Here is a 25,586-nt window from a genome sequence, read left to right as displayed (position 1 = left end):
ATTTTAACGGTTATAACAATAGAGACAAGACCACCACTGCGGCCTATCCACCCGCACAGGACCGCCGATTTACACCATGCGTGAGCCGGTGCGGGCCACGGCGCAGTGCAGCCCAGTTCAGACGAGGCGGTCTGTCACTCGCGGCCGATATTCGCCCGCAGCTTCGCGTTCTCCCTTTCGAGCTCCTCGACCCGGTCCCGCAGCGACTGGACGGCGTCCAGGACTTCTTCGCGCGGGTACAGCTCGGGGATGTGCTGACGACAGTTCCAGTCGAACGCCTCGACCTCGATCAGCACCGCCCGCTCGACGTGCGCTCGGTAGCCCTCGACGGCGAGTGCTGCCATCAGCTCCGGATCATCCACCGCCTCGACAGCCGTGGCCCGCCCGAAGATCTTCATCCGAGTCTTGGCCGAGTAGTCCATCAGGAACAGCGCAACCCGAGCATCGTGATCGAGATTGCCTCGGCTGATGTACTGCCGATTGCCACGGAAGTCGGCGAACCCGAGCGTCGATGAGTCGATGACCTTCAGAAACCCCCTCGGACCGCCCCGATGCTGGATATAGGGCCAGCCCGTCTCGCCGACCGTGGCCAGGTAGAAGCTGTCGCGCTCTCCGATGAACCACGCCTCGTCCCTGCCGATCGGGTCGGCCATCGCGGGCACCTCCGCCATTCGCTCGTAACTGCGCAGGCTGCCGTGCTTGCGCTGATGCTCGCGGACGGCCGGGGTGAACGCCACCTGTGCGTAATGCCCGGTCATCTCGACGACCTTCGCTGCGGAAGAATCTTCGACATATCCGGATTCCTTTCTCGGAGGCGGTTATTCGCCCATGTTCAGCACGGACCCACCACATCGGTCAGCGCCGGCCCGCGCGCTCGATCTTGGCGGTGAGTGCGGTGAGCAGGCCCTGCAGCAGCTCGATGGTGGCTTCGTCGACGAGGTTGCCCTCGTCGTCGAAACGCTCGTGCGAACGGAACGCGATTACCTCGGGCTTCACCACTACATCGCTCTCGGTCCACACGAACACCTGGCGCAGTGCGAGTTGTGCACGCACCGAACCGAAGTTGGTCGGCGCGGCCCCGAGGATCGCGACCGGCTTGTGCAGCAGCGGCAGCCCCTCGGTCTTGGTCCAGTCGGTGCTGACCCAGTCGATGGCGTTCTTCAGCACCCCCGGGATGGAGTAGTTGAACTCCGGTGTGGCGATCAGCAGACCATCCGCCTCGTCGACGCGCCTGCGCAGCTCCGCGACCGCGGCGGGCCGACGCTGCGAGTTGTCCAGATCCATGTCATACGGCGGGATTTCGCGAAGCCCCTGGTAGATCTCGATATCCAGGCCGGTGTTGAACTTCTGCGCCGCACGCAACAGCGCGGTGTTGTGCGAGTCGGCACGCAGGCTGCCGGAGATGGCCAGGATCTTGAAGGCGGTCATAGTTATTCCTTGTTCGTCGTACTCGGTCGAGACAGCAGGCTCAGTGGTCAGTGCTCGTGGTGGCGCACAACCGGCCAGTCGATATCGGTGTCGACTGCCTTATTCAGGTAGTTGGTGAACACATTGAGCGCAACGCCCGCAATGACCTCGGCGATTTCGCCGTCGGTCAGGCCCGCGGCCCGCGCGGCCTCCAGGTCGGCTTCGGCAACACCACCACGGGTTCGGACCACCACAATTGCGAAGGTCAGCACCGCCTCGGCCTTGGAGTCCGCGGACCGGCCGCGACGGTTTCGCTCGATCTCCTCGGCGTCGAGCTCGGCGATGTTCGCGCCGATGTAGCTGTGCGCGGACAGGCAGTAGTCACACCCGTTCTCCTCGGCCACCAGCAGCGCGATTCGCTCCCGGGTCGGGGCCGACAGTTCGCCGCCGGCGAGAGTGCCGGAGAACGCCAGATATGCCTGCAGCACGGCGGGGCTATTGACCATCGCCTTGGTCATGTTCGGGGTGACACCCAGCGCCTTCTGTACGCCCGCCAGCAGCTCAGCAGCCTGCGGCGAGGCACCGTCGGGCTGGATCAGGGGAAGTCGTGACATGGTGAGACCTTTTCTCGTGGGTAGTTGCCGCAGGGATATGCGAGCCGAACAGCCGGACCGTTCTAACCGATCATAATCCCTTTAAAGGTTAGAGCACTCGGGATCATTCCCGATCCTCCAAACTTTCTGCACTGTGCGGACCTTCGCCTGACATCCATGAATCTAGGACGCATCGAGCCGCCACTATGCGGACCCGAGACGCCGTGATGCGGACCGAACACGACAAGACGCCCGACCCCAGCGCACACGCTGCGCCAACTCCGACCGACCCGGGACGGCGGAAACACGATGCGGACTTTTCACGCCAGATGTTCCGGATCACTTGATCTCGAGGTGCCGGATATGCTGTCGCCGGTGATAGATGGCACGGTGTCGGCTCAGGTAACTCGACTGATTCGAACGACTGCCCTGCAGGCCGGGGTCGCACCGGCGGAGCTCATCCGACTGCCGGGGCTGGATCCGGAGTTGCTCGGTGATGATCTGATGCGTGTGCCCGTCGCGACGGCCCTGCGGATCTGGGAACTCATCCACGCCCGCGGCGTGCCAAACGCCGGTCTGCGCATCACGGCGGCCGCGAATATGGGCAGCCTGCACGTGTGGGACTACTTGTTCACCACGGGCCCAACCCTGCGTGACAGCCTGACAGCCGCATTCGACCTGCACGCGGCAGTGACCGATCCGGCCGTCGGCTTCCAGATAGACGACGACGGCCGGCTACTCACCGTCCGATACACCGGGATCGAGCCTGAGCCCCTTCTCGCCGCGACCGAGGAATTCGCCCTTTCCCTGCTGCTGCGGCGAATCCGTGAGGCCACCGGCCTGCCCCTCGTTCCAGTACGAGTGGCGTTCGGCCATCGGGCCCGCGGGCACCACCGACACCTCATCGATGCGTTCGACACCGACCGCGTCGACTTCGGCGCGCCGCACACCGAGTTCACCCTCTTGGATGCCGGTTCCCTACCCACCGGAACCGATCCCCACCTCGGCGGCATCATTCGCCGCCACGCCGAACTCACCATCGCCTCCGCCAAGTCCGCGCCGAGCTGGCGAGACAAGCTCCACGCCGCAATGATCGATGCCTTGATCCACGACCAGGTCAGCCTCGATGTCGTGGCGCACCGGCTGGCGATGAGCCCCCGCACACTGCAGCGTCGCCTCGGCGAGCAGGGCACCAGCTGGCGAGAAGAGGTCGAAGCCGTCCGACACTCCCACGCCACCGCGCTGCTGCGCGACACCGATCTCTCAGTGCAGTCGGTGGCTGCCCGGCTGGGATACACCGATGCCCGCGCACTGCGCCGTGCCTTCCATCGGTGGACCGGCCGTAGTCCCGACGCGTTCCGCCGCGAACACGCCGCAGCGGAGGGCTGATCTCTCGACCTCAGCCGCCGATGAGGTCATCGTGAGCGGCTGAGGGAGGCAATCCCCAAACATTCCCGGTCGGCGCGGAACGGGTGAGCCGTTCCGCGCCTTCAGGATTCAGCGACCGATGGCCGCGGCCATCACGCGGACCGCAGAGACCAGACCGTCGATGAGCTCGCCCTGACGGAAGGAGCTCAGCGCGGCGGTCACGCCGAGCTGGCAGACCCGATCGTTGGCACGGTCGGCGACATCGGTGCCGGACCGAACTTCGATCGCGCGATCGTTGGGCGAAACGGCGATGAGCACCGAATGCGCAGCCTCGGGGGTCGTGGGGAAGATCTCGTCCACGCCTGCGGCCGGGTCCTCGCCGAGATCGCCGATGTAGACGTTGAAGCGGATCTTGGTCGCCCTGGTCGCCTCGGTGAGCACGTTGTCCATCGACAGCCGCTCGTCATCGCTGAACGGCGCTTCCTTGAATACATCGCCCGCCTCGTGCACGCCGGAAACCCGGCCGCTGGTGGTGATGACGTATCCGTGCGGTAGATCGGCCTCGACCACCGCGGGCCAATTAGAACTTGCCACTTGCCCGGCCTCCGATCAGCTCCGCCTGCGCGGATTCGATAGCCGCATGGGAGCCATGCGGGGTCTCAGCGTGGTGACCCTGGGCGGTCACCTCGTCGGTAGCACTCCACAGCACCGGCGGCTGTGTCCACTTCTGACCGAGGTCGTAGTGGACCGGCTTCTCACCGGCCAGTGGCTTACCGAGAAACGACAATCCGGCGATCGCGCCGTAGATCACCAGCGGGATGCCGACGAAGATCAACACTGTCTCGAGAATGCTCACGGACCAACGGTAGACGATCGTGTGTAGTAGATCGTCTTCTGGTCGACACCGCCCGCCGGTCGTGTCGAAGTCAGACCAGCCAGGCCGCGGCATCGGGGGGCAGCTGTCCGTTCTCCGGTGGCGCACTCGCGAGCAGTACGTCACCGGGCGGCAACGAGATCGGGACGGCCGAGGCGTTCAGCACGCAGACCAGCCCGCCAGGTCGACGGAAGGCGAGGCAACCCGCGGGGCTGCCGTACCACTCGATTCGCGGGCCCGCGAATTCCGGTCGTACGCTGCGCAATTCGATCGCCATCCGGTAGAGCGACAGAGTCGACCCCAGTTCTTCCAGTTGCGCCTCTACCGTCAGCCCCACCCACTCGGGTGGGATCGGCAGCCAGGATGTCGCGGCGGGGGTGAACCCGAAGGGCGGTGCACTCCCCTCCCACGGCAGCGGCACCCGGCAGCCGTCGCGACCGCGTTCGGTATGCCCGGAGCGTTCCCAGACCGGGTCCTGCAGCACCGCCTCGGGCAGATCGTCCACGTTGGGCAGGCCGAGCTCGGAGCCGTTGTAGATGAACACCGCGCCGGGCAGCGCCAGTTCCACCATGAACATCGCCCTGGCCCGCGCCACGCCGTCGAAACCACCGCCGTAGCGGGTGACCTCGCGGGCGATGTCGTGGTTGGACAGGGTCCAGGTGGGCACCGCGCCGACCGGTGCGACCGCGGTGAGGGAATTGTCGATCGCCACACGCACGGCATCGGCGGTGAACAGGGTCTGAGCGAGCCGGAAGTTGAAGGCCAGGTGGAGTTCGTCCGCACGGACGTACTCGCCGAAGCGGATGTTGTCGTCCACCCACACCTCGCCGATGGAGACCGCGTCGGGATATTCGTCGAGCACCTTGCGGATGCGGCGGTGAATATCGTGCACACCCGGATTGTTGAAACGCGGGTCGCTGTCATCGTTGACCAGCAGTTTGGTCTGGACGAGCGCCATATCGGGCAGTCCGCCAGGCTTGGCCATCCCGTGCGCGACATCGAGCCGGAACCCGTCGACGCCTCGATCGAGCCAGAACCGCAGCGTCTCCTCGAAATCGGCAGCCACCTCAGGGTTTTCCCAGTTCAGGTCCGGCTGCTCGGCCGCGAAGATGTGCAGATACCACTCGCCTGGCATGCCGTCGGCCTCGATGACCCGAGTCCACGCAGGCCCACCGAAGATGCTCGGCCAATTGTTCGGCGGCTGCGCGCCATCGGGACCTCGACCGGGACGGAAGATGTAGCGGGCGCGCTCCCGGCTGCCCGGCGCGGCGGCGAGTGCCGCGATGAACCAGGGATGTTGACTGCTGGTGTGGTTCGGCACCAGATCCATGGTGACCTTGAGGTGGCGGCTGTGCGCCTCGGCGATCAGCGCGTCCATCGCCGCGATGCCGCCGAACAACGCGTCGATATCGCGCGGATCGGCCACGTCGTAGCCGCCATCGGCCATCGGCGAGCGCATCACCGGACATATCCACAGCGCGTCGACGCCGAGCAGTTCCAGGTAGCCGAGCCGCTCACGGACACCGCCGAGATCGCCGATGCCGTCACCATCGGAGTCCGCGAAGGATCTGGGATAAACCTGGTAGAACACGGCCGACCGCCACCATGGTTGCGTGGTGCGATCCACCGGCACCGGAACGGCTGGTGTATCAGTCACACCCGCAATAGTGCCAAAACTATGCGGCAAAATCGCTCAGGCGCAGCAGCGTTCTCGACATCGGGCAAATCATCAGCATTCCCGAGGTGGGTCGAAAACCCTGCCGCCATCCCCGCACTCGACCGCAACCACCTCAGAAGGTGGCGTTCATCAGCGAATTCGCCGCCATCTCCAAGTAATCGAGCAGCGCCTTGCGGTGCTCATCGTCGAGGGTCGCGGGCTCGATCTCCGCCACGCCGATGTGCATGCAGCGCAGCCACGCGTCGCGTTCCACCGGGCCGATGGTGAAGGGCATGTGCCGCATCCGCAGCCGCGGGTGCCCGCGCTCCTCGGAGTAGGTGCGTGGACCGCCCCAGTACTGCTCGAGGAACATTCGCAGTCGCCGCTCGGCCGGACCGAGGTCCTCCTCCGGGTACAGCGGGCGCAGCACCTCATCGGTCGCCACCTCGCGGTAGAACGCGGCGAGGATCCGTTGGAACGTCTCCGCACCACCGACCGCCTCGTAGAACGACTGTTGCGCCGTTTTCTGACCCGCCGCTTGCTCGCCGGAAGTCATCAGGTCCTCTCGATCGGTCCGAATCCACCGCAGTCCATTGTGCCTGCGTCACGAACGCGCAGCCCTTCAACCACAGTTCATCCGACATTGTGCGAAATCACCGTGCAATAGCCGTCGTTCCATGGTCAACTGGGTGGCAGTGTCTGCCGAGATACCACATGATCTTGAAAACTATGAAATCGGGGTCCCCATGAAGCAGCGGCACGGCCGATCACACGAGGCCAGGACGCACCGACAACTCCAGCCCGCCGACGTCCACAATCGTGGGTCGGGGGCTACTCCGCTGCACATTTTGTCCGATCACTATCCGGGTGCGCATCGCACCGATGAGATTCCTCAGCACGGTGACCCCTCCCATCACGGTGAGCATGGTCACCATCTCGCGTCCGTCCCGAGCGACGGCACCAACTGGTTGAAGCGCCGGGTGCTGCTTCTGAACGCCACCTACGAGCCGCTCACCGCCCTGTCCGCGCGCCGCGCCGTCGTCCTGCTCATCTGCGCCAAGGCAGACACCGTCCACCACGATCCCGAGGGCTCTGTCGTCCACTCCGCCGAAGCCGCAGTCAGCATTCCGTCGGTGATCCGGCTACGCAGCTACGTGCACGTGCCCTACCGAGCCCGAGTTCCGATGACCCGCGCCGCCCTCATGCACCGCGACCGCTACCGCTGCGGCTATTGCGGCGGCAAGGCGGAGACCATCGACCACGTCATCCCGCGTAGTCGCGGCGGCGAGCATTCCTGGGAGAACTGCGTCGCCAGCTGCGCGCCGTGCAATCACCGCAAGGCCGACAAGTTGCTCAGCGAGCTGGGGTGGACACTGCGCTCACCGCTGGTCTCACCGAAAGGGCCGCACTGGCGACTGCTGTCGACCACCGCCGATCTGGACCCGGTGTGGTTGCAGTATCTCGGCGAAGGCGCCGCCTGAGCGACAGCCGCCCTGCTCAGGTGTACTCGATGACCAGTGTTGCCCAGGAGCCTGGTTCGAGCGCCTCGAAGATGTGCGGGACATCGCCCGGGTAGGAGATGTAGTCGCCGGGATGCAGTTCCACCGGCGCGTCGATGATCCCGACGAGCGCCCGGCCGGTGGCGAGCAACACGTGTTCCACAACACCCGGGATATGCGGGTCGGATCGGCGCGCATGTCCCGGCTCGGCGGTGATCCGGAACAGGTCGCGGCGGGAACTGATCGGCGCCGACGCGAGCAGGGTGGCGCGGTAGTCGGATTGTTCGGCGACCACCACCGGCCCCTCCCCCGCACGAATGATCCGAACGTTGGGACGAGGCGGGTCGAGTAGGCGCGAGAAGGGCATATCCAGTGCGACACATAAGGCCCAGAGCGTCTCCAGACTCGGATTACCGGTGCCCGATTCCAATTGGGACAGTGTCGATTTCGCGATGCCCGCCCGGCTCGCCACCTCGGTGAGCGACAGGCCTGCCCGTGCGCGTTCCCGGCGCAACGAGGCAGCGATCACCGCCTGCGGCGTCGCCACCGCCGATTCTTCCGGCACCATGCCCGCTCCCATCGAGTAGACGACCGCCCACAGAAAACCATATTGACGAACCGACCAACCATGTTCAGTATAAGAAACATGCGTTCGATATGGCGAACACTCGATCGGGACACGCTCTCCGGCATCGCGGCGGTGTGCGTTGCGGTCGCGCTGATCGGCGTTTCCTACGGCGCAACGGCCGTGAACTCAGGTTTTCCACTCTGGCTTCCCATTGCGCTCGGCGTATTGATTCTCGCCGGCGGCTCGGAGTTCCTGTTCATCGGTATCGTCGCCGCGGGCGGCAGTCCGATCGCGGCGGCATTGGCCGGGCTGCTCGTCAATGCCAGGCATGTGCCCTACGGTTTATCGATTCCGGACGTGGTCGGCACCGGCTGGCGGCGGCCGATCGGCGTACATGTGATGAACGACGAATCCGTCGCACTGGCCATGGCACAACCCGACGTCGCACGCAGGCGGGCCGCCTATTGGATCAGCGGGCTCGGTGTGCTCTTGGCCTGGCCCGGTGGCGCCGCGATCGGCGCGGCGATCGGGACCGTGGTTCCCGACACCTCGGTGATCGGACTGGATGCGATATTCCCCGCGGTACTGCTCGGACTGGTGGTTCCTGCGCTGCGGGCCAAGACGGCAACCATGCGCGCGGCATCGTTCGGTGCGGCCGCCGCCGTGCTCAGTTCGCTGTTTCTGCCCGCGGGCCTGCCGGTGCTCGTCGCACTGATCGGCGTCGTTTTCGCCGGGTGGGACCAAGGCGGAGCCGACGCGCCGGAACCGAGCATCGAATGACTATATCCTCGCCACTCGCGTCCCGAACCTGTTCGGCAGCAATGGCTTTCGACAGCGCGCAGCTCGACGGGCGGATGTGCTCATGATGTCACCGTTATTGCTCGCCGCCGCACTCGTGCTCGCCGCGGGAACATACGCGTTCCGGTGGGCCGGGCCGGCGTTGCGAACCCGGATCCGATTCCCCGCTCGGGCAACGGTATTGCTGGATGTGGGCGCGGTTGTGCTCCTCACCGCGCTGGTGGCGATCACCACCCTGCCCGTCGGATCCGACCACCTCGGATTCGCCCTGCCCGCGGGGGTTCTCGCCGGCGGACTGCTGGCCTGGCGCAGCCACCCCATGCTCGTGGTCATTCTCGCGGCTGCGGGCACAACGGCCCTCCTTCGCGTGGTGGGCGTCAGCTGAGAGGGGTCAGCTGGGGGTGAGCGGGATGGCACCGCCCAGCCGGCGGGCGACCGAGCCGTAGCGGGCATCGATACGCAACCAGGTTTTGGTGGCACGCACGCGGACTATTTCGGTGGGCAGGATGCGACGAGAGTCGGCCTTGTCACCGGAGTGCGGGATGAAATCCATTGCGGTGAGGGCGAAGACAACGCGCATCGGCACCTCCACCTGTGTGTCCGCGGCCGAGACGGTCAGCACGGTCTGGTCGAGCAGCGAGGCGGGGGGCCCGTGGCTGCTGCCGTGCTCCTTGGCCAGTTGCGCGCCTTGTTCGGCGAGTTCGACCAGGGTACGGGCGGGCACATCATCGACGTGCACGAAACCGTCGGTGGGTGGCAGGGCGCCGCGCCAGGCCGAGTCCATCGAGTAACCCAGGTCGATCGGACTTCCGGTGGCCAAGCCGGCGAGCACCAGATCGGCGCCGACGGTGACATCGTCGACACCGAGCTCGGCGACCACGGTCCGTACGGCCAGCGCTTCGAAGCCCGTTGCCACCCAGCCGGACACGAAACGATCCCCGCGACGGCGCAACCGCACCACCGCCGCGGGGTCCAGGCGCACAGCCCTGGTGAGAAATGTGGCGAGGTTCTCTCGCTCGGCTGGATCGGAAACCTCCAGCACACGTTGCCCGGACATCACGCTGTTGTCACCACGCGGCTGTCACCGAGTGCGCGACCTTTCACTCCATCCACTCGGCGAGATAGTCACGCTCGGTCTCGGTAATCCGGCGCAGCCGCTGCTGCTGGATGTCGAACGCGGCGATCTGCGTCGAGGCGATCACCGCGGGCGGCGAGTCCGGCGCGGCGCCTGCCGCGCGCACCTCGTAGCCGATGGTGAAGTCGACCGCACGCAGCTGCTCGATCCACATGGCGATATCGAGCGGGGTGTCCTCGTGGCGGAGCTGGCCGCGGTAGCGCACCCGCAGGTCGGCGAGCACGCAGCCCTCGCGCAGTGGCGCGGTCGGGCGGCCGTCCTCGAACAGCCACGGGATCCGCGCCTCCTCCAGCAGCGTCACCATGCGGGCGTGGTTGACGTGCTGGAACACATCCATATCCGACCACCTGACGTCTACCTTGGCGTGAAAGCGCTTCGGCAGCACGATGCTGCTGCCGTGCGCCTGCCCGCGACCGTTCAACGAACTCGTCAACGTGGTACCTCCGATTGGGCGCCCACCCCGCTCACCATGCTTCGCACTTGCCGCGCTGCAACCGACAACGTGGCGAGATCGTGGGTTCCGGACTCGAACAATTCCGACAGTGCGGCACGGGCACGCCCGAGCCGAGACTGATTCTTCGACTCCCAGTATGCAATCTTCTCGTCGGCAGTCTCTTCCGGGTCACCGCCGGAGAGCACGTCGAGGGTCAGCGAGCGCAGCGAGCCGTACATGTCGTCGCGCAGCGCAAGCCGGGCGAGTGCGTGCCAGCGATCACCGCGTTCCAGGTGGCTGACGGCCTGCAGCAGCCAGTCGATCTTCAGATGTTCGTTCAGCGCGTAATACAGCGAACCGACCTCGTCACCGCCGCGATCGGTGATATCTGCGATATCCAACACATCCAGCAGCGGGAAAAGATTCAGCAGGCCGAAGATCTCGGTGGCCAGATCGGTCGGCGCACCTCGGGCGATCACCTCCGCAGACTGATCGGTCAGCGTCGCGACGTGGTGACCGCGCAACCAGCCGGGGACCTGCGGCGCCAGCTCCCGCACACCCCTGCTGTACCTGTTGACCTCCGCACCGACCGCGATCGGCTGCGGCCGGTTGCTCAGCAACCAGCGGGAGGCACGGTCGAGGATGCGCTTGGTTTCCAGCTCCAGTTCGTCACGGACCGCGACCGAAGCGTCGGTGGCACGGATTCGCCGCCACACGTCGTGCAGGTCGAAGATCTCGGCGGTCGCCGCGAACGCGCGTACCGCGTCGGTGGTCGTCGCGCCGATCTCCTCGTTCAGGCGGTGCGCATAGGTGATCCCGCCGTAGTCGACCATCTCGTTGACCACCACCGTGGTGACGATCTCGCGCCGCAGCCGGTGCTTCTTGATCGCGGCGCCGAACCGGCCGCGCAGTGGCGTCGGGAAGTATTCGGGCAGCCGGGCCGCGAAATAGGCGCTGTCGGGCAGGTCGGTGTCGAGCAGATCGGCCTTCAGCGAAAGCTTCACGTGCGCCATGAGATTGGCGAGCTCGGGCGAGGCAAGGCCCGAACCCTCCTCCATCCTGCGCTTGATCTCGGCGTCCGAGGGCAGCGCCTCCAACTCGCGGTCGAGGCCACGGCGTTCCTGCAGGTCTTCGATGAGCCGATGGTGCACATTCATCATGCGCGGCGCCTCGGCTCGCGAGAGGCCCATCAGAAAGTTCTGGGACACGTTGTCCTGCAACACCATCTGCGCGACCTCATCGGTCATGGAGGCCAGCAGCGGATTGCGATCGGCCTCGGCCAGCCGGCCCGCGCTGACTACGCCGTCGAGCAGCACCTTGATGTTGACCTCGTGGTCGGAGCAGTCCACACCCGCCGAGTTGTCCAGGGCGTCGGTGTTCATCTTGCCGCCGTTGCGGCAGAACTCGATCCGGCCGAGCGCGGTCGCGCCGAGATTGCCGCCCTCGCCGATCACCTCGACCCGCAACTGGCTTCCATTGACCCGCACCGGATCGTTGGACTTGTCGCCGACCTCGGCGTTGGTTTCGGTGCTCGCCTTGATGTAGGTGCCGATGCCGCCGTTCCACAGCAGCCCGACCGGTGCGAGCAGGATCGCGCGCACCAGCTCCGGCGGTGACAGCGCTTCCACCCCGTCGGCCAAGCCGAGCGCCCTGCGGGCCTGCGGGCTGATCGGAACGGACTTCACCGTGCGGTCCCACACGCCACCACCCTCGCTGATGAGCGAGATGTCGTAGTCGGCCCACGAGGAGCGGGGCAGCTCGAACATCCGCTGCCGCTCGACGAAGGAGCGGGCCGCATCCGGGTTCGGGTCCAGGAAGATGTGCCGGTGGTCGAACGCCGCGACCAGGCGGATGTGCTCGGAGAGCAGCATGCCGTTACCGAATACGTCACCGCTCATATCGCCGACGCCGACCACCGTGAAGTCCTGGGTCTGGGTGTCGATGTCCATCTCTTGGAAGTGGCGCTTCACGCTCTCCCACGCGCCCTTGGCGGTGATACCCATCGCCTTGTGGTCGTACCCCGCCGAGCCGCCGGAGGCGAAGGCGTCACCGAGCCAGAAACCGTAGCGCTGTGCGACGTCGTTGGCGATGTCGGAGAACGTCGCGGTGCCCTTGTCCGCGGCGACCACCAGATAGGTGTCGTCGCCGTCGCGACGCACCACCCGCGCGGGCGGCAACACCGCGCCGGTCGCGAGATCCACATTGTCGGTGACGTCGAGCAGGCCGGAGATGAAGGTGCGATAGCAGTCGACGCCCTCGGCACTGAGCGCCTGCCGATCCGCACCGGGATCACCGGTGGCGGCAGGCGGCTGCTTGACCACGAAACCGCCCTTGGCCCCGACCGGCACAATAACGGCGTTCTTCACCGCCTGTGCCTTCACCAGACCGAGGATCTCTGTTCGGAAATCTTCCAGACGGTCCGACCAGCGCAACCCACCACGCGCCACCGCGCCGAAGCGCAGGTGCACGCCCTCGACGCGTGGCGAGTACACGAAGATCTCGAATTGCGGCTTGGGCTTGGGCAATTCAGCGATCTCGCGCGGCTCGACCTTCACCGATATGTACGACCGTGGTGTGCCCTCGGCGTCGGTGACGTAGTAGTTGGTCCGCAGCGTCGCCTTGATCAGCGAGAGGATGGCGCGCAGGATGCGGTCGGCGTCGAGGCTGACGACCTCGTCGATGCGGCCGCGCACCTGGGTCTCCAGGTCGCCGACATGCAACGACGTTTCGGTATCCGGATCGAATCGGGCCGCGAACAGGTCGACGAACAGCCGCGCGATGTCCGGATAGGTGAGCAGCACCCTGGCGATATTCGCCTGGCTGTATGGAAAATCCGCCTGCTGCAAGTACTTCGAGTACATGCGCAGAATCGACACCGCACGCCACGGCAGCCGGGCACGCAACACGAGTTCATTGAGCGCGTCGGCTTCGGCGCGGCCGTACCAGACGGCCTCGAAGGCCTCGGTGAACCGCTCGCGCAGGCCACGCACCTCCGACGCCAAGGCGGCGACGCGGGCCGAGGACTCCGACAGTTCCGCGTCCAGGTCCCGATCCAAGGAGCTGCGCAGCAGCTCGGGCCTTGCGACAAGGCCGAAGTCGTAGATCCAGCGTTCGACGGCCTGGTCGCCGCCGGGCGGTGCGTCGAGCTCGACCTGGTACGGCCGCTCGTCGACCACCTCGACGCCGAGGCTCTGCAGTACCGGAAGCACCTGACTCAGCGATATCCCGGTGCCGCCGATGTACAGCGTGAACCGCCAGGAACCCGGGTCCGAATCCGCACGGCGATACAGATTCTGGTCGATGGAGCCTTCGGAGAGCCGCTCCAACCGGACGACGTCGAACAGCGCACGGTCGGGTGTGAAGTCCTGCTTGTACCCCTCGGGGAATGCCTCGGCATAGCGCTGGACAACACCGGGATCTAGCACCGTAGAGGTACTCACCTCGTCATTGAGGAGGTCGTCCCAGGTCCGGCTCGCTTCGGCGAGCAGTTTCTGGATGCGCAGCCGGTTGTCCTCGGAGGTGTCGGCAACCGCCTCCGACGTGCGCGGCACACCGAACTCGGCCTCCGGCATCCGCACCGTGAAATAAACGCTGGCCAGCTCGCTCTCACTGACCCGCGCCGAATAGTCGATGGAGACGCCGCCCAGTTCACGCACCAGGATTTCCTGCATCTCCAACCGCACCCGAGTGGTGTAGCGGTCCCGGGGCAGGTAGACCATGCAGGCGACGAAGCGGCCGTAGCCATCCGAGCGCAGGAACAGCCGGACCTGTCTGCGCAGGCCGACATTGAGCACCGCGGTCGCGGTCCTACGCATTGTCTCGGCGTTCGAGGAGAACAGCTCGGTACGTGGAAACGACTGGATGACCTCGAGCATCGCCTGCCCGGAGAAGGAGTCCAGATCGAATCCGCTCTCCTCGATGACCGACCGCACCCTGCGCTCGATGACGGGAATGTCCAGGACGTTCTCGTGCACCGCCGTCACGGTGAAGACACCGATGAACAGATGCTCACCGATGATGGTTCCCGCCTCGTCGAAGTCCGCGACGCCGACGAAGTACGGGTACACCGAGCGATGCACCGTCGCGGGCACCAAGCCCTGGGTCAACATCAGCAGTGGCCGCTCCCCTGCGTTGACAGGGACCCGGAAATCGGTGCCGACATCGGGACGCAGCACGCCGAGGCAGGTGCCCGGCAGTGCGGCCGACACGGTCTGGTCCTGCGAGGTGCTGTGTCGATAACGGGCATAGCCGAGGACTGTGAAATTGCCACTGGCCAACCAGCGCAACAGGTTCGCGCAGTCCACCAGGTCGGTTCCGGAGAAGGGCGCGGTGCCTGCCTTGGCCGCGAGTTCCAGCTCGTCGGCCAGCCTGCTCTGCACGTCGCGGATGGCTTCGGTGTCACCTGTCACCTGGCGCACGTCGGCGATCACATCCGGCATCGCCCCCTCGATCCGGTCGAGCAGCGCCCGGCTGGTCGAGGGGTGCAGCTGGATGTGCATCCACGATTCCTGCAGCCCGGTGTTGCCGTTGCTGTCGACCTCGTGCGGCATCGCCCTGAGCAGGCGGCCGTCCGCGTCACGCTCGACCTCGAAGATCGGGTGGATCACCTCGCTGACGCTGACACCCATCCGGCTCAGTGACGAGGTGATCGACTCCACCAGCAACGGCATATCGTCGGTGACCAGCTGCACCGCGGCGCCGAGCCCGGAGGCGTCGTCCGGGTGATATACCCGAACCAGCGCGCGACCGGCCGGGCGGGTCATCGCCAGCTCCGTGTGCCGTCGGAAGATCTGGGTGATACCGGTGATCGCACAGTCCACATCGCCCGCGTCGACGTGGCGGAAATACGCCTCCTCGAGTGGCCCGAGATCGCCGCGCAACGCCTGCGGCAAACTCGCGGCCCACGCCGCACTGGACAATTCGGACGAGACCGTCATTTTTCGCCAACTCCCTCGGATTCGGTTCCGCACCAAAGTGACGCCGGTCCGAGAGTAGCTGCGAGTCGCGAACATAGGGGTGAATTCCCTTTCGAACCCAGGGTGTTCACCGCGAACGCGAGGTTCGCCACTCGATTGCCGAAGTCGACGATCCCGGCACGGCAACCGATCGGACCGACGAAGTTATGTTGCCGCGTCGGCGATGAGACCTACCCGGTCCTCGGACTGCGCCTTCGCATGCACAGCTACCACCCTAGCCAGATCAGACCCGTGGCGCGGGCCGACCGTATTTCCTTCGGCAACTGGTCCATTCCGACAGGGTTGTCCGTAGTTCCTTCGGCAGAGTCGGCAGTTACTCGCCAGTCTGCTCGACCGCTTCGACAGGCCGCACCCGCGAGTGCGGCCTGTCGAGCCTCCACTCAGTCGCGGGTGAGCTTGCGGTGGGTGACCCGGTGCGGGCGTGCCGCTTCCAGGCCGAGGCGTTCGATCTTGTTGGCTTCGTACGCCTCGAAGTTGCCCTCGAACCAGAACCACTTGGCGTCGTTGTCGTTGTCGCCCTCCCACGCCAGAATGTGGGTGCAGGTGCGGTCGAGGAACCAGCGGTCGTGAGAGATGACCACGGCGCAGCCGGGGAACTGCTCGAGCGCATTCTCCAGCGAGCTCAGGGTTTCCACATCGAGGTCGTTGGTCGGCTCATCGAGCAGGATCAGGTTGCCGCCCTGCTTGAGGGTGAGCGCCAGGTTCAACCGGTTGCGCTCACCGCCGGAGAGCACACCAGCGGGCTTCTGCTGGTCGGGACCCTTGAAGCCGAACGCGCTGACGTAGGCGCGCGACGGCATTTCCTGGTTGCCGACCTGGATGAAGTCGAGGCCCTCGGAAACGACCTGCCAGACGTTCTTCTGCGGGTCGATGCCCGCCCGGTTCTGGTCGACGTAGCTCAGCTTGACCGTCTCACCGACCCGGACGATGCCGCTGTCCGGATCCTCCAGCCCGACGATGGTCTTGAACAACGTGGTCTTACCGACGCCGTTCGGTCCGATGACGCCGACAATTCCGTTGCGCGGCAACGTGAACGACAGGTCCTTGATGAGCTGCCGATCGTCGAAGCCCTTGTCCAGGTTCGCGACCTCGACCACCACATTGCCCAGGCGCGGTCCGGCCGGGATCTGGATCTCCTCGAAGTCCAATTTCCTGTGCTTGTCGGCCTCCGCCGCCATCTCCTCGTACCGGCCGAGGCGGGCCTTGTTCTTGGCCTGACGCGCCTTGGCGCCCGAGCGCACCCAGGCCAGCTCGTCCTTGAGCCGCTTCTGCAGCTTCTGGTCCTTCTTGCCCTGGACCTCGAGTCGCTGGGCCTTCTTCTCCAGATAGGTGGAGTAGTTGCCCTCGTAGGGGTAGGCACGACCACGGTCGAGCTCGAGAATCCACTCGGCGACGTTGTCGAGGAAGTACCGGTCGTGGGTGACGGCGAGTACGGCGCCCGCGTACGCGGCCAGGTGCTGCTCCAGCCAGAGCACGCTCTCGGCGTCCAGATGGTTGGTCGGCTCGTCGAGCAGCAACAGATCCGGCTTGCTCAGCAGCAGCTTGCACAGCGCGACGCGGCGGCGTTCACCACCGGAGAGGTTGGTGACCGGCGCGTCCGGTGGCGGGCAGCGCAGCGCGTCCATGGCCTGCTCGAGCTGCGAGTCGACATCCCACGCATCGGCGTGATCCAGGTACTCCTGAAGCTTGCCCATCTCGTCCATGAGCTCGTCGGAGTAGTCGGTGGCCATGAGCTCGGCGATCTCGTTGAAGCGATCCAGCTTCACCTTGACCTCGCCGAGGCCCTCCTCGACATTGCCGCGCACGGTCTTCTCTTCGTTCAGCGGCGGCTCCTGCTGCAGGATGCCAACCGTGGCGCCGGGCGCGAGAAAGGCGTCGCCGTTGTTCGGCTGGTCCAGTCCGGCCATGATCTTCAGCACGCTGGATTTACCGGCGCCGTTGGGGCCGACGACGCCGATCTTGGCGCCTGGAAGGAAGTTCAAGTTGACGTCGTCGAGCACGACCTTGTCGCCGTGCGCCTTACGAACTTTCTTCATTTGGTAAATGAACTCAGCCATATACACAAGCCTATCGGTGTGAGGTTTGGTGGAACGAAGCAGAGCTACCACTGCCGCCGAGCGCAAATCGGCCGTGCGGTCAGGCGTCTGCCGACGCGGATTCGGTGATCCGGGCCGGTACGTCAGGCATGGGCAACGCGCCCTTCCCCAGCGCCTCGCCGTCGACCCGTGCACGGTCTTCTGCGCTCGATCGGTCACAGGTATTGCGCACTAGATTACTCGGACCGAATGAACGCCCCGCTTCGGTCCGGCGGATCGGCTGCGCGGTGCAGCGCGACAGGTCGGGGCCGAGCGCACTGGCCCGCATTTCGAGGTCGCGCCGTTCGACACCATCCTTGGTTCGGTATTCGTGCGACCGCAGCTGGCCGTAGACGATGACCGGATCACCGCGGCGTATCGACGCATCGACCCCCGCCACCAGCCTGCGCCAGCAGCTGACGGTCAAGTACAGCGTTCCGCTGTCGACCCACTCCCCGGTCGCGGGGTCTAACCTGCGGGAATTGCTGGCCATTCGGAAAGTGACCACCTGCTCCCCATTCGTCAGATCCCGCTTGACCGGATGGGTGACCACGGTGCCGATCACCGTTGCCATTGCCTCGTACATGCTCCCGCCCCTTCATTCATATTTCGCCCCTCGGCCATCCGCCTCGGTCGCTGCCTCCCCCGCCAGGAGGGCACCTCCAGCCTGACCGATCCCGAGCCTGAGCGGACCCCCGACTTCCGAAGCTGTGGAGAACTTTCCCGCATGTGGACAACGGCCATTTCCGGCCTTGTCGACAGCAAGCCGACACACCGGACGTCCGCCACTGACTCCGCGCGCGACAGATACATCTGTTCGCCGCGTCGAGAACCGCTTGGCGCCCTTGGCGCGGGCCTCGACTGCTCGGGAGACAGAAGACCTCGTAGTCGATCGAGAGGCCGTAGACGATCTGTCGCGCAGACGAGTCGCACCGACATCGGCCGCGCCATCCGGCCCGGCACACCGACGGCGAGCTCACCGAGATCCTTTGTGGTGTAACCGATTCGGTAGCCCGATCACCTAGCCGAACAAGGCCCGGCGTTGCCTGAACCGCTGCTCGAACGATGTGACATAGGCAGACCGTTCGGCAGCGGATGACGTTTCTTCGAGCTCTCCATCGTCTGCGATGTAGTAGATGCGCTCATCGTTGCGCTGACGCGCGAGGGCAGCCGCGCCCACGATCCAGCCCACACTGCATCGTTCGGCCACCAGCCTTCCCGGTGCGCATGTACTCGGGTCGGAATTGCGGCTGAGCAGATACCTGCGGACAGCCATAATCGCCTGTGCCTCGGACATCGGCTCAATGTCATCCCCTGGGGTAATTTCGGCGTCATCCCCTGGGGTAATTTCGGCCACCACAACTGGAGCCACTGGGGGGTTTCGCTCTTGGAGGTGACCACGCTGTCCGGGCGGCGACATCCGCGAATCAGTCGCCGAATGCTGGTCTGCCGACGGTGCTGCGCTACGCCTGCTCTGCTCACCGTGGTCGGCATCCCCCGCCGGGAGGGGGCTCACTCTGCCGTGTACGACTCGTGGATCGTCCACCCAGGCACGATTGCCAGTGGTCGGATCATTCGCAGTGCCACCTTCATCGGCCGCAGGATTACCCGATCGCCCGAATCGGTACCCGACGATCGGAGGCCTGTGCAGCGCGATCCTTTGGTGATCACGGGACACACTCGGCATGGACAGCCAGTCCTGAGGTCTTTCGCTCATGCTGGGCTCCCTTCGCTGGATACGACGAGCAGTGGCTGGCGGAGGTAGGTTTCCACGCCTCAGCCGGTGGCAGGTCGATCGAGCGGCTCGTCCGAGTAGGTCGATCATGTAATCGGAGGTTTCGGGCGCCGCAGACGCCACCTCCACCGGTAGCGATGCTACCGGCGCCCGGGGCCGTTCGTCGCGGTCACCGGGCGAACCATCCCGAGGGCTCGATTGCCGACCGGCAGGCCATCGAGCGGTTCACCTATCGCCAGCAGCCGATCTGCGCTCCGGCGATAACACAGCAACCCGACTTCGCCGGAGCCAGAAACCGCGTCATCGGCGCGAGAGTGCTATCTATCCGCCGAAAGCTGTTCGGAGCGAACGGTTTCCGCGCAATAGCGGGCTGCCGAGCGCTACAGGACCGCCAGGTCGGTATTTGCCCCACACAGCACCACTACCGGTCGCTCACCTTCCGCAGGAACATAGGCCCCGCTCTGCACCGCGGCCAACGCAGTCGCCCCGGCGAGTTCGACGACGATGCGGAACTCCCGCCACAGATACTCCCGGGCGGTCGTGATCGCATCGTCGGTGACCAGCACCGAACGCACCTCGTGACGGCGGGCGATATCGAGGGCGATATCGCCGATCCTGGTGGCGCCGAGGGATTCCGCCGCGACACCCGACACTTCGATATCCACCGGCCGGTTCGCCACGAGCGCGGCGTGCAAGGTGGGGATGCCCTCCGGCTCGATGCCGATGACCTGCTGACGGCGACCGACTGCGGCGGCGATCCCGGCGACGAGTCCGCCGCCGCCGACCGCGACGAGCACCGGCGGCCTGCCCCGCACCTGCTCCTCCAGTTCCAGGCCGACCACACCCGCACCCGCGACAACAGCGGGCAGGTCGTAGGCGTGCAATTGCAAGGCCGCGCGCTCGGCGGCCAGATCGGTCGCGTAGAGGTAGGCCTCGGCGTATGTGGTTCCGTGCCACAGCACTTCGGCACCGTATGCCCACATCGCGGCCACCTTGGTGTGCGGCGCCGATTCCGGCACGACCACCGTGCACGTCTTGCCGAGACGGGCCGAGGCCAACGCTGCGGCGATGCCCGCATTGCCACCGGAGGCGATGACCACCTGTTCGACATCCGCACCCGACTCGAGCAGCGCATTGAGACTGCCCCGCACCTTGAATGTGCCGCCGTGCTGGAGGTATTCGAGTTTCAATGTCACCGGTATCGGCCCGTGCGGACCCGAGACGGTGGTGTGGAAGACCGGCGTCTTGCGGGTCTGCCCGGCCAACCGCTTACGCGCCGCACGGACATCCGATCGGTATACCCGCCGAGACGTTCGGTGCTGCGGCTCAACTAAAGCCCGCTCGATCACTTGCGCACCTCTCGGTCACGTTTTGCCAGCTCGGCGAACATCGCGTTGTGCGCGCTGAGGTCCGCGTCGTTATCACGGTCTGCGGCCCGGTCGGTCCGCTTCGCGAGTTTCGCATCACTGCGCGACCACTGGATCAGCAGCGCGAGCATTACGACAACCAGCGGTATTTCACCGCTGGCCCATGCCAGGCTACCGCCGGTGCGCTGATCTCCGAGCAAATCGTTGTTCCAGCCCAGGCCGAGACTGCGGAAGAACCACCCACCCATGACGGTGGTCATGCTCATCAGGGCGATGCCGAAGAAGGCGTGGAAGGGCAGCGAACCGAACACCATCCCCAGTTTGGTCAGCGGTTGCACCTGGCGCGGCTTGGGATCGATGCCGATCACCACCCAATAGAACAGATAGCCACTGAGCAGGAAGTGCGCATTCATCAGCAAGTGCGCGGCGTGCGAGTCGACGAACGAGTCGTAGATGCCGCCCATGTACAGCGCGTAGAAACCGCCGACGAAGATCACCGACGCGACGATCGGGTGGGTCAGCAAGCGCGACACCGGATTGTGCACCGCGGCCTGGATCCATTCCCGCGGCCCGGGAATACCACCGCGCCCGGCCGGCGGGAGCGCGCGTAGCGCCAGCGTGACCGCACCGCCGAGCGCGAACAGGATGGGCGCCAACATCGACAGTGCCATGTGCTGGCCCATGTGCACACTGAACACGGCGGGCGAATAACGCCCGACGCCCGAGGACGTGGCGAACAACAGCACCGCGCACCCGGACATCCAGGCAAGGGTTCGACCGATCGGCCAGGCATCGCCTCGTGCCCGCAGCCGTCGCACCCCGAGCAGGTACAGCATCGCGAGCACGATGGCCAGCGTGCCGAACATCAGGTCGAAGCGCCAGTCGAACAGCAATCGCATGGCCGTCGGCGGCCCGGTGAGGTTGTACCCGAGCTCCACTTCGGCGGGGGTCGGCACCGATGTCGGCGGTGGCGGTGGTGTGCGGCCGAGGCCGACGGCCAGTCCCATGGTCGCGGCGAACACCAATGCCTCGACCCCACCGAACCGGACCAGTGCCGCGCGGTCGCCTGGGTTCGCGGCCAGCGCGGGCAACGAAGCACGGCGCTGCAGATAGCCGAACGCACCCAGCACGACCAGCGCGGCGACCTTGGCAAGCACGAGCCTGCCGTAGGTGGTGGTGAACAGTTCATCCCAGCTCGGCACCCGGACCCACGAATTGATCACACCGCTGAACCCGATCACGACGAACGCGATCGTGGCGGTCATCGAGAATCGCCGGGCGGCGACATCGGTGTGCGCGCCGCCGCGGATGGCGTGCGCGAGCACCGCGAACAGTCCGCCGACCCACATCGCGGCGGAAACCAGGTGCAAGATCAGGCTGTTGGTGGCGAGATCGTGCGCACCGCCGGAGGATGAATGCCCGGTCAATGCCAGCGGCATCATGGTCACGATCGCGCCGCCGAACAGCACCGGAGTCCAGCCCCAGCGCAGGGCGAGGCGGCAGCCCACCGCGACGACCAGCGCGAACAACGCTGTGGTTCGCCAGGCGTCGGCCAGGTCGATCTGTCCGATCGCCCGCCACAGCTGTTCGGGTCGCCAGACATCGGCGACCGGTTGACCGGTTGTGTCCGAGACGGTCAAAGGGATCAGCAGCGCGGCGCAGCAGGCCCAGACGACGGCGAAATTCGACGCACGTCGCACCGCGCGATATCCGCCGACATCCAGCAACGCGTTGGCCTGCGGCGGCACCAGGAATGTGGCGAACAGCAGCGAGCCGACGGTCAACGCCGCGGACAGGTCGGCGAGGGCGCGGATCGCGGGCAGACCGTAGGTGGTCAGCGGACCGGGATCGGGAATACCGAGCAGGCTCAACGCCTGCGCCGCGGACAGTCCGACCACCAGTGCGGAGATAACCGCCGCTATAGCACCCGCCAGTGCCGTCAACATCGCGAAGGCCGACCAGGAACCCGACTTACCCGTCTCTACGTCGAGTTCTGCTGGGGGGTCCTGCGCTGACGACATACAGCTGAGCGTAGTTCGGTCGGCAATGCGTGGCCCGGTGGGGTTTGGGCCGATACTGTGGGGCCGGACCCGGAGGTGCGATGTCGATCGTGTTGATTGCCGTGGTGGCGTTGTTCTTCGCTGGCATGGGAATTTATGGGCTGTTGCGGCCCAGCAAGCTGGTCGATCCACTCGGCCTGCTCGCCGATCGCCCCGATGCTCGTGCCGAGGTGCGCGCCGTCTACGGCGGCTTCGGCATCGCGATCGCCGCGGTCCTCGGGCTCGCCGCCGCCGATGTCGGTGATCTGAGATACGGAGCGTGCCTCGCCGTGGCGGCCGCGCTCGGTGGTATGGCGTTCGGCCGGGTGTGGTCGGCCTTCGTGGAACGCCCCTCCGCTTTCTATCCGGTCTGGTTCTTCCTGATCCTGGAGCTGATCATGGCCGGAATGCTGCTACTCGCCGTACGTCTCGACTGAGGTGACTGGAATGTTGCTGACGCTAAGAACTTAGCAATCTGGACAGTCGCTATACTTGCTGCGCTGGACAGCGCGGCCAATGTCGGCCATGGTGGATGCCACTGCCTCCGTAGCTCAGTTGGATAGAGCAAGGGCCTTCTAATCCCTAGGTCGCAGGTTCGATTCCTGCCGGGGGCGCAAGCTCGCAGAGTAGTTACCCGCCGGGCTCCCGTCTAAACGCCGGGAGCCCGGCTTTTTCTTTGGACACCACCTATGGCGATCCATTGCGCACCGACCACGTGAGGGGCAACGGTGCACAATCCGGACGAAGCATCCGGTCCCGTGCGCCGGGTTGCCACGATCACGGCGTCCGGTCACCACCGATTTGCTCAGGGGTTCCGGTCGATCCGATCGATCAGCTGGTCGCCCTGCTCACCCGAGGTACTCGCCGAACATATGGTCGATGTCGTCGCTGACGAACCCCTCGGACACGAGCCGATTCGCGCCGTCGATAGGGCGGCGAAGGTCGCTCGATCGGGTTCGTCCGGGAACGTAAAATGGCACAGAGACCCGTCGTCTATCCCACTAGCGCCGACACTGGGTCGGTGCGCTTCGTGAAAGAGACGCTGTGATGTCGCCTATGACGATTCTTGCTCCGATCCTGTCCATTGCCGCGATCCTGGCGGGTGCTGCTGCGGTAGCAGCCAACGGTGCTGGACCTGTGCCCGGGGTAGCCACCGCCCCCGATGCCCGCGACGCCGTGGCCGCTGAGGTTCTTCCGATGGTCTATCACCCGCCCCACCCGAAGACGCCCGAGTTTCCGACGCCACCGGCCCCTCCGACGCCCAAGTTTCCGACGCCCGCCTTTCCGACGCCGCCCGGTTACCCAGGGCCGCACTCCAACCATTGACCCGACACCCGATATCGAGTCCGACCCGCGGTTGAGCGGTACGGCTGTACCGAACAGGTTCCGGTGACCGGGCGATTCCCTCCCGCGATCCGGCCCGTCACCGTACTTTCGGCAAGGTGGAGAAACTGGTCTTCGTCCTGCGGCATACCGATAGCGATGCCACCGAGTCGTGGTGTACAGCACTACGCACCACCGTGGCCGACCATCTCGTCGAACTCGGGGTGGCGGGTGTCACCGTCTACGTCCGCGATGCGGTGGTGCACGACGCGCTGATGCGCTACGCGACGATGGATCCGCCGATCGCCGCGGTCGTCACAGTCTGGGTCGAGCAGAGCTACGGCGCCGCGGCGACGGCGGCGGCAGACATCCTCGGCGCGGTGTGCGCCGCGGCGCACGGCTATCTGGTGACCGAGTCGGTGCCGCTTCGGCTGGACGATTCGATTCCGGCGCGAACCGAGGGCTTCGGCAACCTGGCGTTCCTGCGCAGGCCCGCAGAGCTCACGCCGGAGGAATGGCTGAGCCGCTGGCAGGGGCAGCACACCGCGGTGGCGGTCGAGACGCAATCGACGTTCGGCTATACACAGAACGTCGTGGTCCGGGCGATCACACCGGACGCGCCGGCTATCGATGCCATTGTCGAGGAACAGTTTCCGGCCGCGGCGCTCACCGATCCGATGGTCTGGTACGGCGCACGGGACGCGGCCGAGTTCCAGGAGCGCGTCGAGCGGATGATGGCGTCGGTCGCGCGGATCGGGGCAGATCGAAACCTCGATACCGTGTCGGTGAGCAGGTATCCGGTCGGCAACCCATTCATGGTGACGAATCCCGCTGCGGTACCGAAGAACACCGGCGCATGAGATTCACCTACTCGCAGGCGATGACCGATCCGGCGCATTATGTGCCGCTGGCGCGGGCTGCCGAGGCGGCCGGGTTCACCAGTATGTGTGTGGCCGACAGCATCGCCTATCCGGCCGAGTCCGACTCGACTTACCCGTACTCCTCCGACGGTAATCGCGAATTCCTGGAGGACAAGCCATTCGTCGAGGCCTTCGTGCTGTCGTCGGCTCTGACAGCCGCGACCACCACGCTTCGGGTGCTGCCGTTCGTGCTCAAGCTGGCGATCCGGCCGCCGGTGCTGGTTGCCAAACAAGCCGGTTCACTGGCCTGTTTGAGTGGCAATCGATTCGCGCTGGGCGTCGGAATCAGTCCGTGGCCAGAGGATTTCGCAATCATGGGCGTGCCGTTCGAACGCCGCGGCAAGCGGATGGACGAATGCGTGCAGATCATCCGCGGGCTGTGCGCGGGCGGCTACTTCGAGTTCCACGGCGAGTTCTACGACATCCAGCGGATCAAGCTCACGCCCGCGCCGACCGAGCCACTGCCGATCCTGGTCGGCGGGCACAGCGACGCGGCATTGCGCCGGGCCGTTCGGCTCGGCGACGGGTGGATGCACGCGGGCGGCGACGACGCGGAGCTGGCCCGACTGCTCGACCGGATCGATGAACTGCGTAGCGAACGTGATGATCCGAGGTCTCCGTTCGAAATCCACGTCGTCGCACCCGATGCCTATTCCCTCGATGGGGTGAAACGACTGGAGGATCGGGGCGTTACCGATGTCATCGTCGGATTCCGCCCCTCCTACCGGCACGGACTCGACATCGAGCCGCTGTCGGCAAAAATCGACCGGCTGGAGCAGTACGCGGAGTCCATCATCGCCCACTCACCATAATGATCCA

At 65.7% G+C, this 25,586-nt stretch carries 24 protein-coding genes and 1 tRNA gene; 9 read left to right on the top strand and 16 right to left on the bottom strand.

Annotated features, from left to right (window positions below):
• Nucleotides 1–134: 134 nt before the first annotated feature.
• The 3 genes from AB0M74_RS21200 to AB0M74_RS21190 form a co-directional block, all read right to left on the bottom strand.
• Entirely contained in the window at nt 135–758 is a 624-nt protein-coding gene (locus AB0M74_RS21200; RefSeq protein WP_366527987.1) for a pyridoxamine 5'-phosphate oxidase family protein, read from the bottom strand.
• A gap of 97 nt (nt 759–855) precedes the next feature.
• Nucleotides 856–1,428, bottom strand: coding sequence for an NADPH-dependent FMN reductase (locus AB0M74_RS21195; RefSeq protein WP_366527986.1), 573 nt, complete (start codon nt 1,426–1,428; stop codon nt 856–858).
• 47 nt (nt 1,429–1,475) lie between these two features.
• Nucleotides 1,476–2,021, bottom strand: a complete 546-nt coding sequence (locus tag AB0M74_RS21190; RefSeq protein WP_366527985.1) for a carboxymuconolactone decarboxylase family protein — start codon at nt 2,019–2,021, stop codon at nt 1,476–1,478.
• A 342-nt stretch (nt 2,022–2,363) separates the two neighbouring features.
• Here AB0M74_RS21190 and AB0M74_RS21185 point away from each other — a divergent pair, with 342 nt between their 5' ends.
• A complete protein-coding gene (locus tag AB0M74_RS21185) occupies nt 2,364–3,389 on the top strand; it encodes an AraC family transcriptional regulator ligand-binding domain-containing protein (RefSeq protein ID WP_366527984.1) in 1,026 nt (341 codons plus the stop codon).
• 108 nt (nt 3,390–3,497) lie between these two features.
• Here AB0M74_RS21185 and AB0M74_RS21180 read toward each other — a convergent pair whose 3' ends face one another.
• From AB0M74_RS21180 to AB0M74_RS21165, 4 genes are all read right to left on the bottom strand, one after another.
• Nucleotides 3,498–3,962, bottom strand: a complete 465-nt coding sequence (locus tag AB0M74_RS21180; RefSeq protein WP_366527983.1) for a DUF5130 domain-containing protein — start codon at nt 3,960–3,962, stop codon at nt 3,498–3,500.
• Entirely contained in the window at nt 3,949–4,224 is a 276-nt protein-coding gene (locus AB0M74_RS21175) for a hypothetical protein (RefSeq protein WP_366527982.1), read from the bottom strand. The genes AB0M74_RS21180 and AB0M74_RS21175 overlap by 14 nt, the downstream gene beginning before the upstream one ends.
• 70 nt (nt 4,225–4,294) lie before the next feature.
• Complete coding sequence (locus AB0M74_RS21170) at nt 4,295–5,899, bottom strand: glycoside hydrolase family 13 protein (RefSeq protein WP_366527981.1); 1,605 nt, start codon at nt 5,897–5,899, stop codon at nt 4,295–4,297.
• A gap of 133 nt (nt 5,900–6,032) precedes the next feature.
• Nucleotides 6,033–6,455: a globin gene (locus tag AB0M74_RS21165; protein ID WP_328410364.1), complete on the bottom strand. Its 423-nt coding sequence runs from the start codon at nt 6,453–6,455 to the stop codon at nt 6,033–6,035.
• Between the two features lie 190 nt (nt 6,456–6,645).
• Between AB0M74_RS21165 and AB0M74_RS21160 the strand changes: the two genes are divergently transcribed.
• A complete protein-coding gene (locus tag AB0M74_RS21160) occupies nt 6,646–7,380 on the top strand; it encodes an HNH endonuclease (RefSeq protein ID WP_366527980.1) in 735 nt (244 codons plus the stop codon).
• A 16-nt stretch (nt 7,381–7,396) separates the two neighbouring features.
• Here the strand turns inward: AB0M74_RS21160 and AB0M74_RS21155 are convergent, their stop codons facing one another.
• A complete protein-coding gene (locus AB0M74_RS21155; protein WP_366527979.1) occupies nt 7,397–7,966 on the bottom strand; it encodes an XRE family transcriptional regulator in 570 nt (189 codons plus the stop codon).
• A gap of 78 nt (nt 7,967–8,044) precedes the next feature.
• Here AB0M74_RS21155 and AB0M74_RS21150 point away from each other — a divergent pair, with 78 nt between their 5' ends.
• Nucleotides 8,045–8,746 carry an AzlC family ABC transporter permease gene (locus AB0M74_RS21150; protein ID WP_366527978.1) on the top strand — a complete coding sequence of 234 codons (702 nt, stop codon included), beginning with the start codon at nt 8,045–8,047 and terminating at the stop codon, nt 8,744–8,746.
• A gap of 82 nt (nt 8,747–8,828) precedes the next feature.
• Nucleotides 8,829–9,149, top strand: a complete 321-nt coding sequence (locus AB0M74_RS21145) for an AzlD domain-containing protein (protein ID WP_366527977.1) — start codon at nt 8,829–8,831, stop codon at nt 9,147–9,149.
• 6 nt (nt 9,150–9,155) lie between these two features.
• Here the strand turns inward: AB0M74_RS21145 and AB0M74_RS21140 are convergent, their stop codons facing one another.
• The 8 genes from AB0M74_RS21140 to AB0M74_RS21105 all read right to left on the bottom strand — a co-directional run bounded on the left by AB0M74_RS21140 (nt 9,156) and on the right by AB0M74_RS21105 (nt 22,506).
• Nucleotides 9,156–9,821, bottom strand: coding sequence for a hypothetical protein (locus tag AB0M74_RS21140; protein ID WP_366527976.1), 666 nt, complete (start codon nt 9,819–9,821; stop codon nt 9,156–9,158).
• A gap of 43 nt (nt 9,822–9,864) precedes the next feature.
• The gene (locus AB0M74_RS21135; protein ID WP_366528057.1) at nt 9,865–10,287 is read right to left on the bottom strand and encodes a thioesterase family protein; all 423 of its coding nucleotides are present in this window, start codon (nt 10,285–10,287) and stop codon (nt 9,865–9,867) included.
• Nucleotides 10,288–10,328: 41 nt separating this feature from the next.
• Nucleotides 10,329–15,269, bottom strand: a complete 4,941-nt coding sequence (locus tag AB0M74_RS21130; RefSeq protein WP_366527975.1) for an NAD-glutamate dehydrogenase — start codon at nt 15,267–15,269, stop codon at nt 10,329–10,331.
• A gap of 419 nt (nt 15,270–15,688) precedes the next feature.
• Nucleotides 15,689–17,365, bottom strand: a complete 1,677-nt coding sequence (ettA, locus tag AB0M74_RS21125; RefSeq protein WP_366527974.1) for an energy-dependent translational throttle protein EttA — start codon at nt 17,363–17,365, stop codon at nt 15,689–15,691.
• A 79-nt stretch (nt 17,366–17,444) separates the two neighbouring features.
• Nucleotides 17,445–17,969 (bottom strand): single-stranded DNA-binding protein, encoded by a 525-nt coding sequence (locus AB0M74_RS21120; protein ID WP_366527973.1) that lies wholly within the window; start codon nt 17,967–17,969, stop codon nt 17,445–17,447.
• Between the two features lie 435 nt (nt 17,970–18,404).
• Complete coding sequence (locus AB0M74_RS21115; RefSeq protein ID WP_366527972.1) at nt 18,405–18,740, bottom strand: hypothetical protein; 336 nt, start codon at nt 18,738–18,740, stop codon at nt 18,405–18,407.
• 758 nt (nt 18,741–19,498) lie between these two features.
• Nucleotides 19,499–20,467: a threonine/serine dehydratase gene (locus AB0M74_RS21110; RefSeq protein ID WP_366527971.1), complete on the bottom strand. Its 969-nt coding sequence runs from the start codon at nt 20,465–20,467 to the stop codon at nt 19,499–19,501.
• Nucleotides 20,464–22,506 (bottom strand): cytochrome c oxidase assembly protein, encoded by a 2,043-nt coding sequence (locus AB0M74_RS21105; protein WP_366527970.1) that lies wholly within the window; start codon nt 22,504–22,506, stop codon nt 20,464–20,466. The genes AB0M74_RS21110 and AB0M74_RS21105 overlap by 4 nt, the downstream gene beginning before the upstream one ends.
• Before the next feature lie 80 nt (nt 22,507–22,586).
• On the opposite strand from AB0M74_RS21105, the gene AB0M74_RS21100 reads away from it, so the two are divergent.
• From AB0M74_RS21100 to AB0M74_RS21080, 5 genes are all read left to right on the top strand, one after another.
• Nucleotides 22,587–22,961, top strand: coding sequence for a DUF4345 family protein (locus AB0M74_RS21100; protein ID WP_366527969.1), 375 nt, complete (start codon nt 22,587–22,589; stop codon nt 22,959–22,961).
• 103 nt (nt 22,962–23,064) lie between these two features.
• Nucleotides 23,065–23,138: transfer RNA gene (locus AB0M74_RS21095), tRNA-Arg, on the top strand.
• A gap of 442 nt (nt 23,139–23,580) precedes the next feature.
• Nucleotides 23,581–23,850, top strand: a complete 270-nt coding sequence (locus AB0M74_RS21090; protein ID WP_366527968.1) for a hypothetical protein — start codon at nt 23,581–23,583, stop codon at nt 23,848–23,850.
• Between the two features lie 116 nt (nt 23,851–23,966).
• Nucleotides 23,967–24,707 (top strand): hypothetical protein, encoded by a 741-nt coding sequence (locus AB0M74_RS21085; protein WP_366527967.1) that lies wholly within the window; start codon nt 23,967–23,969, stop codon nt 24,705–24,707.
• Complete coding sequence (locus tag AB0M74_RS21080) at nt 24,704–25,579, top strand: TIGR03619 family F420-dependent LLM class oxidoreductase (RefSeq protein WP_366527966.1); 876 nt, start codon at nt 24,704–24,706, stop codon at nt 25,577–25,579. The genes AB0M74_RS21085 and AB0M74_RS21080 overlap by 4 nt, the downstream gene beginning before the upstream one ends.
• Nucleotides 25,580–25,586: the final 7 nt, after the last annotated feature.

Origin of the sequence: Nocardia sp. NPDC051463 (assembly GCF_040681975.1) — a bacterium.
Classification (GTDB): Bacteria; Actinomycetota; Actinomycetes; order Mycobacteriales; family Mycobacteriaceae; genus Nocardia.
This window is presented reverse-complemented; position numbering and strand designations above follow the sequence as displayed.

What these genes read in the sequence shown, in the direction of transcription:
- AB0M74_RS21200 (WP_366527987.1), bottom strand. Translation starts at nt 758, where the DNA reads ATGACCGGGCATTACGCACAGGTGGCGTTCACCCCGGCCGTCCGCGAG.
- AB0M74_RS21195 (WP_366527986.1), bottom strand. Translation starts at nt 1,428, where the DNA reads ATGACCGCCTTCAAGATCCTGGCCATCTCCGGCAGCCTGCGTGCCGAC.
- AB0M74_RS21190 (WP_366527985.1), bottom strand. Translation starts at nt 2,021, where the DNA reads ATGTCACGACTTCCCCTGATCCAGCCCGACGGTGCCTCGCCGCAGGCT.
- AB0M74_RS21185 (WP_366527984.1), top strand. Translation starts at nt 2,364, where the DNA reads ATGCTGTCGCCGGTGATAGATGGCACGGTGTCGGCTCAGGTAACTCGA.
- AB0M74_RS21165 (WP_328410364.1), bottom strand. Translation starts at nt 6,455, where the DNA reads ATGACTTCCGGCGAGCAAGCGGCGGGTCAGAAAACGGCGCAACAGTCG.
- AB0M74_RS21160 (WP_366527980.1), top strand. Translation starts at nt 6,646, where the DNA reads ATGAAGCAGCGGCACGGCCGATCACACGAGGCCAGGACGCACCGACAA.
- AB0M74_RS21155 (WP_366527979.1), bottom strand. Translation starts at nt 7,966, where the DNA reads ATGGTGCCGGAAGAATCGGCGGTGGCGACGCCGCAGGCGGTGATCGCT.
- AB0M74_RS21150 (WP_366527978.1), top strand. Translation starts at nt 8,045, where the DNA reads ATGCGTTCGATATGGCGAACACTCGATCGGGACACGCTCTCCGGCATC.
- AB0M74_RS21145 (WP_366527977.1), top strand. Translation starts at nt 8,829, where the DNA reads ATGATGTCACCGTTATTGCTCGCCGCCGCACTCGTGCTCGCCGCGGGA.
- AB0M74_RS21140 (WP_366527976.1), bottom strand. Translation starts at nt 9,821, where the DNA reads ATGTCCGGGCAACGTGTGCTGGAGGTTTCCGATCCAGCCGAGCGAGAG.
- AB0M74_RS21130 (WP_366527975.1), bottom strand. Translation starts at nt 15,269, where the DNA reads ATGACGGTCTCGTCCGAATTGTCCAGTGCGGCGTGGGCCGCGAGTTTG.
- ettA (WP_366527974.1), bottom strand. Translation starts at nt 17,365, where the DNA reads ATGGCTGAGTTCATTTACCAAATGAAGAAAGTTCGTAAGGCGCACGGC.
- AB0M74_RS21120 (WP_366527973.1), bottom strand. Translation starts at nt 17,969, where the DNA reads ATGTACGAGGCAATGGCAACGGTGATCGGCACCGTGGTCACCCATCCG.
- AB0M74_RS21105 (WP_366527970.1), bottom strand. Translation starts at nt 22,506, where the DNA reads ATGTCGTCAGCGCAGGACCCCCCAGCAGAACTCGACGTAGAGACGGGT.
- AB0M74_RS21100 (WP_366527969.1), top strand. Translation starts at nt 22,587, where the DNA reads ATGTCGATCGTGTTGATTGCCGTGGTGGCGTTGTTCTTCGCTGGCATG.
- AB0M74_RS21090 (WP_366527968.1), top strand. Translation starts at nt 23,581, where the DNA reads ATGACGATTCTTGCTCCGATCCTGTCCATTGCCGCGATCCTGGCGGGT.
- AB0M74_RS21080 (WP_366527966.1), top strand. Translation starts at nt 24,704, where the DNA reads ATGAGATTCACCTACTCGCAGGCGATGACCGATCCGGCGCATTATGTG.